This is a genomic window from Methylobacterium crusticola (genome assembly GCF_003574465.1).
Taxonomy (GTDB): Bacteria; Pseudomonadota; Alphaproteobacteria; order Rhizobiales; family Beijerinckiaceae; genus Methylobacterium; species Methylobacterium crusticola.
The window spans coordinates 86,679-100,820 of the sequence record NZ_QOWC01000002.1 but is presented as its reverse complement, the minus strand read 5'-3'; the positions used below and the strand labels follow the sequence as shown (position 1 = coordinate 100,820).

18 protein-coding genes are annotated in these 14,142 nt (G+C 75.2%); 8 read left to right on the top strand and 10 right to left on the bottom strand.

Features of this window, described 5'->3' with window-relative positions; all coding sequences use genetic code 11:
• A partial coding sequence (locus DT057_RS07080; RefSeq protein WP_128561370.1) for an SDR family oxidoreductase occupies nt 1-556 on the top strand: 556 nt, incomplete at its 5' end.
• 56 nt (nt 557-612) lie between these two features.
• Nucleotides 613-1,683, top strand: coding sequence for an enolase C-terminal domain-like protein (locus DT057_RS07075; RefSeq protein ID WP_128561378.1), 1,071 nt, complete (start codon nt 613-615; stop codon nt 1,681-1,683).
• A 97-nt stretch (nt 1,684-1,780) separates the two neighbouring features.
• Here DT057_RS07075 and DT057_RS07065 read toward each other — a convergent pair whose 3' ends face one another.
• Nucleotides 1,781-2,512 (bottom strand): nitroreductase, encoded by a 732-nt coding sequence (locus DT057_RS07065; RefSeq protein ID WP_128561369.1) that lies wholly within the window; start codon nt 2,510-2,512, stop codon nt 1,781-1,783.
• 248 nt (nt 2,513-2,760) lie between these two features.
• Here DT057_RS07065 and DT057_RS07060 point away from each other — a divergent pair, with 248 nt between their 5' ends.
• The gene (locus DT057_RS07060) at nt 2,761-4,068 is read left to right on the top strand and encodes an NAD(P)/FAD-dependent oxidoreductase (RefSeq protein ID WP_128561377.1); all 1,308 of its coding nucleotides are present in this window, start codon (nt 2,761-2,763) and stop codon (nt 4,066-4,068) included.
• Between the two features lie 49 nt (nt 4,069-4,117).
• Here DT057_RS07060 and DT057_RS07055 read toward each other — a convergent pair whose 3' ends face one another.
• From DT057_RS07055 to DT057_RS07045, 3 genes are all read right to left on the bottom strand, one after another.
• Nucleotides 4,118-4,489, bottom strand: a complete 372-nt coding sequence (locus DT057_RS07055) for a hypothetical protein (RefSeq protein WP_128561368.1) — start codon at nt 4,487-4,489, stop codon at nt 4,118-4,120.
• 160 nt (nt 4,490-4,649) lie between these two features.
• Entirely contained in the window at nt 4,650-5,534 is an 885-nt protein-coding gene (locus tag DT057_RS07050) for an HpcH/HpaI aldolase/citrate lyase family protein (protein WP_128561367.1), read from the bottom strand.
• Between the two features lie 138 nt (nt 5,535-5,672).
• On the bottom strand, nt 5,673-6,563 hold the full coding sequence (locus DT057_RS07045) for an N-formylglutamate amidohydrolase (protein ID WP_128561366.1): 891 nt from the start codon (nt 6,561-6,563) through the stop codon (nt 5,673-5,675).
• Between the two features lie 308 nt (nt 6,564-6,871).
• On the opposite strand from DT057_RS07045, the gene cpdR reads away from it, so the two are divergent.
• The 4 genes from cpdR to DT057_RS07025 all read left to right on the top strand — a co-directional run bounded on the left by cpdR (nt 6,872) and on the right by DT057_RS07025 (nt 9,119).
• Nucleotides 6,872-7,228: a cell cycle two-component system response regulator CpdR gene (gene cpdR, locus DT057_RS07040; protein WP_048427828.1), complete on the top strand. Its 357-nt coding sequence runs from the start codon at nt 6,872-6,874 to the stop codon at nt 7,226-7,228.
• Nucleotides 7,229-7,369: 141 nt separating this feature from the next.
• On the top strand, nt 7,370-7,627 hold the full coding sequence (grxC, locus tag DT057_RS07035) for a glutaredoxin 3 (RefSeq protein WP_128561365.1): 258 nt from the start codon (nt 7,370-7,372) through the stop codon (nt 7,625-7,627).
• Nucleotides 7,628-7,699: 72 nt separating this feature from the next.
• Entirely contained in the window at nt 7,700-8,539 is an 840-nt protein-coding gene (locus DT057_RS07030) for a carbon-nitrogen hydrolase family protein (protein WP_128561364.1), read from the top strand.
• A gap of 115 nt (nt 8,540-8,654) precedes the next feature.
• On the top strand, nt 8,655-9,119 hold the full coding sequence (locus tag DT057_RS07025; protein WP_128561363.1) for a DUF1178 family protein: 465 nt from the start codon (nt 8,655-8,657) through the stop codon (nt 9,117-9,119).
• 9 nt (nt 9,120-9,128) lie between these two features.
• Here the strand turns inward: DT057_RS07025 and DT057_RS07020 are convergent, their stop codons facing one another.
• The 6 genes from DT057_RS07020 to DT057_RS06995 all read right to left on the bottom strand — a co-directional run bounded on the left by DT057_RS07020 (nt 9,129) and on the right by DT057_RS06995 (nt 13,652).
• Entirely contained in the window at nt 9,129-9,635 is a 507-nt protein-coding gene (locus DT057_RS07020; protein ID WP_128561362.1) for a disulfide bond formation protein B, read from the bottom strand.
• Between the two features lie 10 nt (nt 9,636-9,645).
• Nucleotides 9,646-10,227, bottom strand: a complete 582-nt coding sequence (locus DT057_RS07015; RefSeq protein ID WP_128561361.1) for a YqaA family protein — start codon at nt 10,225-10,227, stop codon at nt 9,646-9,648.
• A 224-nt stretch (nt 10,228-10,451) separates the two neighbouring features.
• Complete coding sequence (locus tag DT057_RS07010; protein WP_128561360.1) at nt 10,452-11,333, bottom strand: tetratricopeptide repeat protein; 882 nt, start codon at nt 11,331-11,333, stop codon at nt 10,452-10,454.
• Between the two features lie 320 nt (nt 11,334-11,653).
• On the bottom strand, nt 11,654-12,793 hold the full coding sequence (locus DT057_RS07005) for a 5-(carboxyamino)imidazole ribonucleotide synthase (protein WP_128561359.1): 1,140 nt from the start codon (nt 12,791-12,793) through the stop codon (nt 11,654-11,656).
• Nucleotides 12,790-13,287 (bottom strand): 5-(carboxyamino)imidazole ribonucleotide mutase, encoded by a 498-nt coding sequence (purE, locus tag DT057_RS07000; RefSeq protein WP_128561358.1) that lies wholly within the window; start codon nt 13,285-13,287, stop codon nt 12,790-12,792. Before purE ends, DT057_RS07005 begins: the two co-directional genes overlap by 4 nt.
• Nucleotides 13,288-13,433: 146 nt before the next feature.
• The gene (locus DT057_RS06995; protein WP_128561357.1) at nt 13,434-13,652 is read right to left on the bottom strand and encodes a YdcH family protein; all 219 of its coding nucleotides are present in this window, start codon (nt 13,650-13,652) and stop codon (nt 13,434-13,436) included.
• A gap of 245 nt (nt 13,653-13,897) precedes the next feature.
• Here DT057_RS06995 and DT057_RS06990 point away from each other — a divergent pair, with 245 nt between their 5' ends.
• Entirely contained in the window at nt 13,898-14,083 is a 186-nt protein-coding gene (locus DT057_RS06990) for a YdcH family protein (RefSeq protein ID WP_128561356.1), read from the top strand.
• Nucleotides 14,084-14,142 lie beyond the last annotated feature (59 nt).

The following is a 14,142-nucleotide window of genomic DNA, read 5'->3' as shown; positions in this document are numbered from 1 at the left end:
GGCCACCGCGCCGCGGGGCGTCGCCCTCGCCTCCGCGCGCTTCGCCCGCCTCGACGTGATCGTGGCGGCGGCCGGCAAGGCGCAGGCCGGCGACGCGCTCGGGCTCGCGCCGGCGACCCTGGGGGCGGCGGCCCAGCTCTCCGCCGCCTCCTTCCTGCGCCTGGCGCAGGCGGCGCTGCCGCTCCTGCGGGCCGGCGACGCCCCGCGGCTCGTCGCCGTGTCGTCCTACGTCGCCCACGTGTTCCGGGCCGACCTCGGCCTGTTCGCGGCCTCGGCGGCGGGGCGCGCGGCCCTGGAGGCGGTGGTGCGCACGCTCGCCCGCGACCTCGCGCCGGAGGGCATCACCGTCAACGCCGTCGCGCCCGGCCTGACCCGCAAGGACGATCCCGGCGCGGGCGCGCTGTCGCCCGAGGGCATCGCCCGGCTCGAGGCCGCGATCCCCCTCGGGCGCCGGGCCGACCCCGCCGAGATCGCCGCGGTGATCGCCTTCCTGGCCTCGCCGGCCGCCTCCTACGTCACCGGCCAGGTGATCCACGTCGACGGAGGGCTCACGTGAGCCGAGACCTGATCATCGAGCACCTGCGGGTCGTGCTGATCGAGAGCCCGATCCGGATGGCGCGCCGCCAGGGCGTCGGCGACGTCGGGGGCACGGTCAAGCGCGTGCTCCTGCGGCTCACCACCCGGGAGGGCGTGGTTGGCTGGGGCGAGGCGGCGCCCTGGGAGGTCTTCACCGGCACCGCCGAGGGCGCCTTCGCGGCCCTCGACCGCACCTTGCGGCCGCTGATCCTCGGCCATCCGGCGCGGCGGATCCGGGCGCTGGCGGCCGGCCTCGACCGGGCCCTCGTCGGCCACACCGACGCCAAGGCGGCGGTCGAGATGGCGCTGTTCGACATCGTCGGCCACGCCGCCGGCCTGCCCGTGGCCGACCTGCTCGGCGGCCGGGTGCGGGACGCGATCCCGCTCTCGTTCTCGATCGCCGACCCGGATTTCGACGCCGACCTCGCGCGCATGCGGGCCATGACGGCGCAGGGCCACCGCCTGTTCAAGGTCAAGACCGGGGTGAGGCCGCACGCCGAGGACGTGGCGCACCTCGCGGCGATCCGCTCGGAGTTCGGCGACGGGGTCGACCTGCGCGTCGACTACAACCAGGCGCTCGCCCCCTTCGGGGCGCTCGCCCGCCTGCGCGACGTGGAGGCCTTCCGGCCGACCTTCATCGAGCAGCCGGTGCCCCGCCGCCACCTCGACGCGCTCGCGGCCCTGACGGCCGCCCTCGACACGCCCATCCTCGCCGACGAGAGCTGCTTCGATGCCGCCGACGTGATGGAGGTGGTGCGCCGGCAGGCGGCGGACGCGGTCTCCGTCAAGCTGATGAAGTGCGGCGGCATGCTGCGGGCCCAGGCCCTGATGGCCATCGCCGACACCGCCGGCCTGCCGGGCTACGGCGGCACGCTCTGGGAGGGCGGCATCGCGCTGGCCGCCGGCACCCAGATGATCGCGGCGACCCCCGGCATCACGCTCGGCTGCGAGTTCTACATGCCGCATCACGTCCTGACCGAGGACGTGCTGGAGGCGCCCGTGCCCGTCCGGGACGGCGCCGTGGTGGTGCCGGACGGGCCGGGCCTCGGCATCCGGGTGAGCGAGGCCGCGATCCGCCAGAACGCCCGCATCCTGGCCGAGGCCTGAGGCGAGGCCTCCCCGGGTCCGCGGCGGGGCGGGGCCCCGCCCGCGGGCGCGGCCGCGCCCGGGGGAGGGCGCCGCCCGGCGCGTCCCGGACGGCGTCTCACGCGTCGTGGAACCGCGTGAAGGCCTCCACCGGCTCGCGCTCGGACACGAGGGCGTTGGCCGGCTCGGCCGGGTCGGCGACGCCGAGGGCCATGCCGCACACCACCATCTCGGAATCCGGGATCCCGAGATGCCGGCGCACGATTCCCGGGTAGCTGGCGATCGCCGCCTGCGGGCAGGTGTCGAGGCCCCGGCCCCGGGCGGCGATCATCAGGGTCTGGAGGAACATGCCGTAATCGAGCCAGCTCCCCAGCTCCATGTCGCGGTCGATGGTGAACACCAGCCCGACCGGCGCGCCGAAGAACACGAAGTTGCGCCCGCGCTGGCGCGCCGCGGCCGCGTGGTCGCCCCGCGGCACGCCCGTCAGGCCGTAGAGCTGCCAGCCGACCTTGCGCCGCCGCTCGAGGTAGGGCGAGCGCCAGTTGACCGGGTAGTAGTGGTAGTCCCGCGCCTCGGCCTCGCCGGCGGAATGCGCCGCCGCGAGGTCGTCGGTGAGGCGGCGCAAAGCGGCGCCCGTGACCGCGTGGGCCTTCCAGGGCTGGATGTTGCTGCCGCTCGGCGCCCGGCTCGCGAGGGCGAGGAGGTCGCGCACCGTCGCGTCCGGCACCGGGACGTCGAGGAAGCCCCGGATGCTGCGCCGGCTGGTGATCGCCTCGTCGACGGCCTGTCGCGGCGTCTCGGGCGGGGGGGTGTCGGGCCGCTTCGTCTCGGGCCGGTTCGTCTGGGGCATCCGCGTCTCCGGGGTGGGCCGCAAGCCTTATGCCCGAAGCCCCAGGGCGCGGGCCAGCGCCGCCCCCGGGAGGCAGGCCAGTCCCCCAGGGAGGCGGGCCGGGGCCGCCCAGGGAGGCGGGCCGGGGCCGCCCCGGAAGGCGGGCGGGGCCGCCAGGGAGGCGGGCCGGGGCCGCCCCGGACGGTGGATCGCCGGTGCGCGATCGGGCATGGTCGCGCGTCCTCCTCGCGCAGACGATTCGGCACCTCGTGAACCACGACCCGCGCTCGCACGGCCTCTGGGAGCTGACCGCCCCGGCGGCCCCCGCCACCCGGGCCCTCGCCGGCCGCGTCGCGGCCGACGTCGCGGTGATCGGCGCCGGCTACACCGGGCTCTCGGCGGCGCTGCACCTCGCGCAGGGCGGCGCCCGGGTCGCCGTCCTGGAGGGCGAGGCGATCGGCTTCGGCGGCTCGGGCCGCAATGTCGGCCTCGTCAATGCCGGCCTCTGGGTCAGGCCCGAGGCGGTGCCGGCGGCGCTCGGGCCCGAGCGCGGCGAGCGCCTGCTCGCCCTGCTCGGCGCGGCGCCGCGCCTCGTCTTCGACCTCGTGGCGGCCCACGGCATCGCCTGCGAGGCCGAGACCCGCGGCACGCTGCACTGCGCGGTCGGCGCCGGCGGCCTCGCCGAGCTGCGGGAGCGGGCGCGCCAGTGGCAGGACCGGGGCGCCCCCGTGCGCCTGCTCGACGCGGCCGAGACCGCCCGCCTGGTGGGCTCGCAGGCCTACGCGGGCGCGCTCCTCGATGCCCGCGCCGGCACGATCCAGCCCCTCGCCTACGCCCGCGGCCTCGCGGCGGCCGCGCTGGCGGCGGGCGCGCAGATCTTCACCGGCAGCCCGGTCACGGGCACGGAGCGCGACGGGGCGGGCTGGCGGGTGGCGACGCCCGGCGGCACGGTCGAGGCCGCCTGGATCGTGGTCGCCACCAACGCCTACACGCGGGCGCCCTGGCCCGAGGTGCGGGCCGAGATCGCGCACCTGCCCTACTTCAACATCGCGACCGCGCCCCTCGGCGACAACCTGCGGCGCTCCATCCTGCCCGAGGGCCAGGGGGCCTGGGACACCCGCCCGGTGCTGACCTCGTTCCGCCTCGACGGGGCCGGCCGCCTCGTCGTCGGCAGCGTCGGGGCCCTGCGCGGCACCGGCGGCCCCGTGCACCGGGCCTGGGCGCGGCGCACCCTCAGGACGCTGTTCCCGCAGGTCGGCGAGGTGCCGTTCGAGGCCGAGTGGTACGGGCAGATCGGCATGACGGCGGACGCCCTGCCGCGCTTCCACCGCCTCGCCCCGAACGTCGTGGGCTTCTCGGGCTACAACGGCCGCGGCATCGCCCCCGGCACCGCCTTCGGCCGGGTGCTGGCCGAGCTGATCGCCGGCACCCTCGCCGAGGACGACCTGCCGCTGCCGGTCACGGCGCCGGTGCCGCACCCCTTCCGGGCCGTGAAGGAGCTCGTCTACGAGATGGGCGCGCAGGCGGCCCACCTGGCGGGTGCGCGGCGCCAGGGCGACGTCCGACGCGGGCGGTAGACCGGCGCGGGCGGTAGGCCGGCGCGCCGAACCGGGCGCGGGCCCGGCCTCAGGCCGTGGATGCGAGCTGCGCGGCCCGGCGCATGACGGCGCCGGCCCGGGGGTGCTGGAGCGCCGCCGCGGCGGCGCGGTGGCAGGCCAGGCTCTCGACCAGGGTCGACCAGCGCATGCCGACCTCGTGGGTCTGGGTCAGGCGGCCCTCCCCGTCGTAGCGCCGCCAGCCGCAGCGGGCCTCGCCGTCGGCGCCGACCTCGTCGTAGGTCTCGTAGCGGGCGACCAGCCTGTCGCGCCGGTCGTACTCGCGGTGGAACCAGCACACGCCGAAGACGCGGCCGCCGCGGCCGAGCACGCCGGCGCTCTCGAGCCGGTGCGTGCCGGGGATGCGGAAGACGGTCTCGAAGGCGGGCGGTTCGCATCGCATGATGACACCCCTCTGCCGGCCCGAGCCCGCAGGCCCCGACTTAACGGTTCCTTCACGATTTGTGCGATGCAGGATCGGCGGGGTCAAGCGGGGTCGCGTCGCGACAGAATCACCGCCGTGGAAGCGGGCGCGCCGGGCGGGGTGGGGCGCCCCGCGCCCGTCAGAGGCGGCGCGCCGCGATGGCGTCGGACCAGGCGACGGCGCGGCGGGCCATGCCGATGTGCTGGCGCTCGAACATCCGCCCGTTGATCTGGATCGCGCCGCGCCGGGCGTTCTCCGGGCGCTCGAAGGCCGCGATGACGCTCCGGGCGGTCTCGACCTCGGCGTCGGTGGGCGCGAAGGCCGTGTTGGCGGGCTCGACCTGGGTCGGGTGGATCAGGGTCTTGCCGTCGAAGCCGAGGATGCGCGCCTGCCGGCACTCCTCGCGGCAGCCCTCGACGTCCGCGAAGTCGTTGTAGACCCCGTCCAGGATGGCGAGCCCCTCCGCCCGGGCCGCCGCGAGGGCCGTCATCAGCCAGGGCATCATCGGGGCACGGCCCGGCACGATCTGGGTCCAGGTGTCCTTGGCGAGGTCGTTGGTGCCGAGCACGAGGCAGGCGAGCCGGGTGCCCGGGTTGCGCTGCGCCGCCGCGATGGCCTGGATGTTGAGGATCGCGGCCGGCGTCTCGATCATCGCCCAGACCCGGATGCGGGCGGGGGCGTCGAGCGCCTCCAGGCGGTCGGCGATGCTCTCGAGCACGGCCGGGGACGAGACCTTGGGCATCAGGATCGCGTCGGGCCCGGCCTCGATCGCGGCCTTGAGGTCGGCCTCGCCCCAGGGCGTCTGGGGGGCGTTGACCCGGATGATCAGCTCGCGCTCGCCGTAGCCGCCCTCGCGCACGGCGGCGCAGACCTGCTCGCGGGCGACCTCCTTGGCGTCGGGCGCGACCGCGTCCTCGAGGTCGAGGATGAGCGCGTCGGCGGGCAGCGACCGCGCCTTCTCGAGGGCGCGCGGGTTGGAGCCGGGCATGTAGAGCACGCTGCGGCGCAGGCGGAGGTCGGTCATGGCGGGGTCCCCTCGATTTCGGCAGGCCGGACCCTTACCCGATCGTCCCGCGGATGCCAGCCTCCGCGACGCGACCGGGGCCGTCCGGGCGGACCCGGGACCCACGGCCGGCGCGGCGGGCCATGATCCGCCGGGGGCCTACTCGGCGGCGATCCGCTGCGGGGCGAGGTCGAGGGCCGCGTCCGCGACGTCGGCGATCACCGCTGCGAGCGTGCCCACGAGGGCGTCGAAGCCCGGGATCGGCCGCAGGCCGCGCTCGTCCATGTAGAGCGCGCGGTTGATCTCGATCTGGAGCGCGTGCCGGCCGAGGGACGGCTCGCCGTAATGCTCGGTGATGAACCCGCCGGCGTAGGGCTTGTTGCGCACCACCCGGAAGCCGTGCCGGCGGAAGGCCTCCTCCACGCAGGCCGTGAGGTCGGGCGCGCAGGCGGTCCCGAAGCGGTCGCCCAGCACCACGTCCACGGGCGGGCCCTCGTCGCGCGCCAGGCTCGTCGAGGGCATCGAGTGGCAATCGATCAGCACCGCGTGCCCGAAGGCCTTCGCGGTGCGGGCGACCAGCTCCTTGAGGGTGCGGTGGTAGGGCTTGTAGAGCCCGTCGATGCGCGCCATGGCCTCGTCGACGGGGAGGCGGCCGCGATAGATCTCCTGCCCGTCGGCCACCACCCGCGGCACGGTGCCGAGGCCGCCGGCGACCCGCATCGAGCGGACGTTGACGAAGGCCGGCAGGCGCCCGTCGAACATGCGCGGGTCGAGCTCGTAGGGCTCGCGGTTGACGTCGAGGTAGGCCCGCGGGAAGCAGGCCCGCATCAGCGGCGCGCCGAGGCCCACCACCGGGGCGTAGAGCCGGTCGACGAAGGCGTCCTCCGACCGGCGCAGGGCGACAGCGTCGAGCCGGGAGGCCGCCACGAAGGAGGGCGGGTAGACGGCGCCCGAATGCCCCGTGTTGAACACGAACGGCAGCGCGTGCCGCTCCGGCTCCTCGACCACGAAGGGAGGAGCGAACAGGGTCGCGGGGGCAGGGTGGCTCATCCGGTCGCCCGGGGCTCGTGGCGGGGCACTTGGGACCCTCGGCGGGGCTCGTGACGGGACCCTCGGCGGGGCTGTCGGCCTGGCGCTCGGGCAGTCACGTCGGCAGTCACTCGGGCGGCAATCACGGGGCGGGGCGCTGGTCGCAGCGGCATCCGGCTAATCTGGCCTCCCGGTCCTGACCTGTCCACTGCGCCCCGCGACCGCGTGGGCGGGCGCCGCCTCGGCGACCGGGCCCGGGATCAACACTCTGTTTACCAAGGCGCCGCTTTATGGAATGAACGCTCGAATCGCCATCCGGGACCCGCTCGATGAAGATCCTCCTCGCGGAAGACGACAACGACATGCGTCGCTTCCTCGCCAAGGCGCTCCAGAACGCGGGCTACGACGTGGCCTCGTTCGACAACGGCCTGTCCGCCTACAACCGGCTGCGCGAGGAGCCGTTCGAGCTGCTGCTCACCGACATCGTGATGCCCGAGATGGACGGCATCGAGCTGGCGCGCCGCGCGACCGAGCTCGATCCCGACATCAAGGTGATGTTCATCACGGGCTTCGCCGCCGTGGCGCTCAACCCCGATTCCAAGGCCCCGAAGGACGCCAAGGTCCTGTCGAAGCCCTTCCATCTGCGCGAGCTCGTCACCGAGGTCGAGAAGCTGATGGCGGCCTGACGGGGCCGCGCGCCTGACCAGGCCGCGCGCCCGACGGGGCCGCGCGCCCGACCGGACTGTGCCTCCCCACTCCGCCGCGGTGGTAGCGTAGGCGGCGCCACCCTATATCGGGGCGCTACGGAAACGCGCGCGAGCGGACGGATGCAGCCGGTCACGATCTACACCACGAGCTGGTGCCCCTACTGCGCGGCGGCGAAGTCGCTGCTGCAGGAGAAGGGCGCGACCTTCACGGAGATCGACGTCGAGGCCAAGGCCGGCGCCCGGCGCGAGATGATCGACCGGGCCGGCGGCCGCACCAGCGTGCCGCAGATCTTCGTCGGCCCGACCCATGTCGGCGGCTGCGACGACCTCTACGCCCTCGACCGCGCCGGCCGCCTCGCGCCGCTCCTCGCGGGCTGAGCCGCCGGCGCTTCTGCCCGGCCGGGATCTGCCGTAAGCTCGCGGGCATCCGACCCGCGAGAGGCCCGCCCCATGACCGCACCCCGCTTCGTCGCCGCCTGCGTGCAGATGCGCTCGAGCCGAAATCCGGCCGCCAACCGCGACGCGGCCGTGGCGGGCATCCGCGAGGCCGCGGAGCGCGGCGCGCAGTACGTGCAGACCCCCGAGATGACCTCGCTCCTGGAGCGCAGCCGCGAGAGCCTGTTCGACAAGATCCGGCGCGAGGAGGACGATTCCACCCTGGGCGCCCTGCGCGACGTGGCGCGGGAGCGCGGCGTCGTCGTGCATGTCGGCTCCCTCGCGATCCGCAACGGCGACAAGGTCGCCAACCGGGCCTTCCTGATCGACCGCGAGGGCGCGGTCGCGGCGACCTACGACAAGCTCCACCTCTACGACGTCGACCTGCCCAACGGCGAGAGCTGGCGCGAATCCGCCACCTACACGGGGGGCGGGCGCGCCGTGGTGGCCGACCTGCCCTGGGGCCGGCTCGGGATCGCCATCTGCTACGACGTGCGCTTCCCGGCCCTGTACCGGGCGCTCGCGGAGGCCGGCGCCGAGATCCTGTCGGCGCCGGCCGCCTTCACCCGCCAGACCGGGGAGGCGCACTGGCACGTGCTCCAGCGGGCGCGGGCGATCGAGACCGGGTCGTTCATGATCTCGGCCGCGCAGGGGGGCCGGCACGAGGACGGGCGCGAGACCTACGGCCACTCCCTGATCGTCGATCCCTGGGGCCGGGTTCTCGCCGAGGCCGACGGGGCGGAGCCCGGCGTGATCGTGGCCGACATCGACCTCGCCCTCGTGGCCGACGCCCGCGCCCGCATCCCGGCCCTGCGCCATGCCCGGCCGTTCACCGTCGAGGCGGCGCGGGGGTGAGACCGGCCCCGCGCCGCCCCGACGCCGGCGCGGCGACCGGAATTCCTGCACCGGCCGGCGCCCGGGTGCACGGGACGGCCTCGCAATGCCGCGCCCGCGCACCGATATCGGGAGCATGATCCGCTACGCCCTGGCCTGCGACACCGGCCACCAATTCGAGAGCTGGTTTCCGTCGAGCGCGTCCTACGACGCGCAGGCGGAGCAGGGGCTCGTGACCTGCCCGTTCTGCAACAGCGCCAAGGTCGCCAAGCAGTTGATGGCGCCGGCCCTCGGCCGCGCGGCCCCGGCCGCCCCGCCGGCGCCCGGGACCGCCCCGGAGCCCCGCGCCGAGGCGCCCGTGCGCCTGACCGCGGAGCCCGAGCGCCAGGTGCGCGCGATGCTGCGGGCCCTGCACGAGCACGTCGCGCGCACCGCCGACCACGTCGGCGAGACCTTCGCCGCGGAGGCGCGCCGGATGCATTACGGCGAGGTCGAGCCGCGGGCGATCTACGGCGAGGCGACGCTCAACGAGGCGCGCTCCCTCCTCGATGAGGGCATCGCCGTCCAGCCGCTGCCGCCGCTTCCCGACGACCGCAACTGAGCCGGCGCCTCAGGCCCGCCCGGCCCGCCCGGCCGCAATCCCGGCGAGCGCCGCGAGGGCGAGGGAGATCAGGGCGTTCCAGCCGGCCAGCGACAGGCCGAGGAAGCGCCACGCCGCCTGGGTGCAGTCCACCGGGCGGGTCGCCTCCAGGTTCCTCAGGAAGTCGTTGATCCCGGCGGGGGCCGGCCCCGCGCCGCCGCCGCAATCGCTCGGCCCCGGCCAGAAGCCCCACTCGGCGCCGGCATGGTAGGTGCCGAGCCCGGCGCCGACGAGGAAGATCAGCGCCACCGCCGCCAGCGCCAGCGCGGCGGCGCGGCGCGGCAGCAGCAGGGCCGCGGCGGCCAGCGGCAGGGCCAGGTAGTAGGGCTGCCGCTCGGTGAGGCAGAGCTTGCAGGGCACGTAGCCGAAGCCGTGCTGGAAGAGCAGCGCGCCCCCGACCGTGGCGGCCGCACCGGCGAGGATCAGGAGGGCGGCCGGCCGCCGGGCGGTGAGCCGCTCCGCGAGGGCGGATGTCATCGGGTGAGCCTCAGAACAGGTAGCGGAACCCCACGAAGCCGAGCACGCAGACCGCCATGAACACCGCCGCGACCGCGTTGAGGTGGCGGTCGAGGACCGTGCGGATGCTGCCGCCGTAGCGGCCCACGAGGCCCGCCAGGATGAAGAAGCGCAGCCCCCGGGTGATCAGCGACAGGACGAGGAACCAGAACAGGTCGTAGCGCGCGAAGCCCGACGTGATGGTGACGAGCTTGTAGGGGATCGGGGTCAGGCCCTTGAGCAGGATGACCCAGTGGCCGTGCTGCGCGTAGGCCTCCCGGAACGCCTCCGCGCCCTTGTCGAGGCCGTAGAGGTGGAACAGCCAGGCGCCGAGCGAATCGTAGAGCAGGGCCCCGATGGCGTAGCCGGCGAGCCCGCCGGCCACGGAGGCGAGCGTCGCGATCAGCGCGTAGGTCCAGGCCCGGTCGGGCCGGCTCACCACCATCGGCACCAGCATCACGTCCGGCGGGATCGGGAAGAAGGAACTCTCCGCGAACGACACGAGGCCGAGCGCCCAGGGCGCGGACGGTCGTGCGGCGAGCGCGAGTATCCACTCGTAGAGGCGGCGGATCATCGATCGGAGAAGCCCGGCTGGCGTGAGGTCGCGCCCTTTGAGCACAGGATTGCGGCGCTGGCGAGGGCAGGGGCACCGGGAGAGCTCGCCCCGGCCGTGCGCCCGCCCGCTTCCGGGGGCGGAACGCGGCGCGCGGCCGGATCGGCCGGCACGCGGCCGGCCCTCACCGGGCCGGCGACGCCCTCACCGGGCCGGCGACGCCGTCACCGGGCCGGCGACGTCGATCACCGGAACAGGGACGCCATCCCGCCCTGCACCCGGCCGAGGCCCTGGCGGGCCACCGGGTTCGCCTGGTCGATGGCGGTGGCGCGCTGGTAGCTCTCCAGCGCCTCCTGGCGGCGGCCCGACTTCTCGTAGGCGACGCCGCGATAGGCCCAGGAATCCGCGTCCTTGTTGTTGACGTTCAGCGCCGCGTTGTAGTCCTCGATCGCCTTGTCGTACTGGTTCGTGGCGATCAGGCTCTGGCCGCGGGCGGCGTAGGGCGCGCTGACGAAGGGGTTGCGGTCGATGGCGGCGTCGAAGTCGCCGATCGCCGCCCGGTGCTGCCCCTGGGCCTGCCGCACGAGGCCGCGGGCGTGGTAGGCCTCGGCCGATTCCGGCGTCAGGCGGATCGCCTGGCTCAGGTCGGCGTAGGCCGCCTCGTAGTTGCCCTGGGCCCGCTGGAGGTTGGCGCGGCCGATATAGGCCGCCGTGTAGTTCGGGTCGGCCGCGATGGCCTTCGAGAAATCCTGGAGCGCGGCGTCGTTGCGCCCGGATTGCCGGTAGGCCAGGGCCCGGTTGCCGTACGCGGAGGCCGAGTTCGGGTCGAGCTGGATCGCCTTGGTGAAGTCCGTGACGGCCTCGCCGTAATTGCCGGCGCGGGCGTAGGCCGCCCCGCGGGTGTTGTAGGCCGCCGCGTCGCTCGGGTTGCGCTGGATCACGTCGGAGAGCGACGCGATGTTGACCTCGGTCGCGCCCGTCTTGTCGGTCTCCAGCACGGCGAATTGCCGGGCCGAGGTGGCGCGGCTGACGGTGTCGCAGCCGCCGAGCAGCAGCGCCGTCAGCATCGTCGCCCCGAGCACCCGGGCCGCCGGCTTGACGCAAGTCAGCACGATCACAGAGTTCATCGCCCGTTCCCCCGGGGCGGCGCCGCCTGGTCGAGCGCCGCGCACCATCGCATCGATCCGGCACCCTACGGGGCGTCGCGCGCCCTCGTGGTGCATCCACACGCCGCGCCCGCATCCGCCCCGGTGCCGGACGACCATTCCGGATCGGGATGAACGCCGGCTTAAGCGGCGCGCGCCTCGACGCTTGTGCGGGCCGATGTGGCGAAGGTGTGGCTGGCGCGGGCGCAGGCCCCCGGACGGGCCCCGGCGCCGTCCCGGTGTGGCCCTCGGGCCTCACCCGGCCGGGCTCCACCCGGGCCGGGCTCCACCCGGGCTAGGCGTCACCCGGGCCGGGTTTCCCCCGGGCCGGGCTTCACCCGGGTGACGTGGCCCATCTTGCGGCCCGGGCGGGCCTCGCCCTTGCCGTAGAGGTGGAGGTGGCTGTCCGGCTCGGCGAGGAGCGCGGCCCAGCTCTCGGCCTCGTCGCCGACGAGGTTCAGCATCTCGACCCCGGCGCCGAGGCGGGCGGTGCCGCCGAGCGGCCAGCCGCAGATGGCCCGGACGTGCTGGGCGAATTGCGAGGTCAGGGCGCCCTCGATGGTCCAGTGCCCGGAATTGTGCACCCGCGGGGCGATCTCGTTGACGACCACCCGGGACCGGCCGCCGGCCTCCCGCACCAGGAACATCTCGACCGCGAGCACGCCGACGTAGCCGAGGGCGTCCGCGATCGTGCGCGCCACCGCCACCGCCTCGGCGGCGGTCTCGGGCGCCATCCCGGGGGCGGGCACCACGGTGCGGGCCAGGATGTGGTGGCGGTGCTCGTTGGCGCAGGGGTCGTAGGCCGAGAAGGCGCCGTCCGCCGTGCGGGCCGCCACCACCGAGATCTCGCGGTCGAAGGGCACGAAGCCCTCGAGGATGCAGGGCTGGCCGCGCAGGGACGCCATCACGGCGGCGGGATCGAGGGCCTCGTCCGGGCGCAGCATGCGCTGGCCCTTGCCGTCGTAGCCGAAGCGCCGGGTCTTGAGCACCGCCGGGCGGCCGATCTCCGCGACCGCACCGGCGAGCGCGGCCGCGTCGTCGACGGCCCGGAACGGCGCCGTGGCGATCCCGAGCCCGGCCACGAAGGTCTTCTCCGCCAGGCGGTCCTGCGTGGTCGCGAGGGCGTGGGCGCTCGGGTGCAGGGGCCGGTGCCCGGCCAGGATCTCGGCCGTGCGCCGGGGAATGTTCTCGAACTCGTAGGTGACCACGTCCACCGCCCGGGCGAAGGCGGCGAGCGCCTCCGCGTCGTCGTAGGCCGCCACCGTGCGGGCGCCCGAGACCTCGAAGGCCGGGCTGTCGGGATCGGGCGCGTAGACGTGCGCCCTGAGGCCGTACTGCGCGGCCGCGATGGCGATCATGCGCCCGAGCTGGCCGCCGCCGACGATGCCGATCGTGGCGCCGGGCGCGATGGCGGCGGCACGGGGGGGCGTCGGGCCCGTCATGGCGCGCCCGGGTCGGGCCGCTCGGCCACGGCCTCGCTCTGGCGCGTCCGCCAGGCCTCGAGGCGGGCCGCGAGCCCGTCATCCGCGAGCGCCAGCACCGCGGCGGCGAGCAGGGCCGCGTTGACGGCGCCGGCCCGCCCGATCGCCAGGGTGCCGACCGGGATGCCGGCGGGCATCTGCACGATCGACAGGAGGCTGTCCTGCCCGGAGAGCGCCTTCGATTCCACGGGCACGCCGAAGACCGGCAGCGGCGTCATCGCGGCGGCCATGCCGGGCAGGTGGGCCGCCCCGCCGGCGCCGGCGATCACGACGCGAAAGCCCGCCGCCTTGGCGCCCTTGGCGAAGGCCACGAGCCGGTCGGGGGTCCGGTGGGCCGAGACGATGCGGGCGTCGTACGCGATGCCGAGCGCGTCGAGGGTCTCGGCCGCGTGCCGCATCGTGGCCCAGTCGGACTGGCTGCCCATGATGACCGCCACGGGGGGCGGTGCCGCCATCGTCACGCAACTTCCTCCCGCAACCGGGCGGCGCCCGGACGAACGCCGATCCTCCCGCAGTAGCGGCGCGCCCACGCGGCCGCAAGCCGCTCCGTCCCCGGGGCCCGGCCGGCCCGCGGAGGCCGGCCGGGCCCCGGGCCGGCCCGTCAGGCGATGATGTCCGGGGTGAGCTGGTCCTCCAGGAAGCTGATCCGGTCGCGCAGGGCGAGCTTGCGCTTCTTGAGGCGTTGAAGCTGGATCCGGTCCCCGGCGACCATGCGGGCCAGGGCCTCGATCGCGTCGTCGAGGTCGCGGTGCTCCTCCCGCAGCCGCGCCAGCTCGGTCTCGTACTCGGCCGCCGATTCCGCACTCAACTCGAACGACATTGACGTCCCATCCCGGAAGCTCCGCGGCGAAACATGTACCAGCCCCCGGGATCCAGCAAGGCCGGCGCGGGGCGCCCCCGGAGGCCCTGCGGGGTCCCGCCGGAGGGGCCCCGGGGGCTTCCCGCGGCGGGACCGCGGGGGGTACGGCCGAGCCGTCACGCAGTGCAGCATCGAATGCCTTCGACACGGCCCGCCGCCTGTGGCAGGCTCGCGCGTGTCACTCACATGACAGGAGGCACTGGCTGATGTCGCTGCACACGCATCTGTCCGAACTCGAGCGCAAGCACGAAGCCTTGGAGCGCGAGATCCAGGACGCGATCACCCATCCGTCCACGGATGATCTCCGGATCGTAGAGCTCAAGCGACGCAAGCTCCACCTCAAGGACGAGATCAATCGCCTGCGCACCACCTCCAGCCGCGTGGTGCACTAGCCGCGCGAGGCACCTCTGTGCCGCCGCGCCCGCGTTCGACGCGGCGGCCCGTCCGCCCC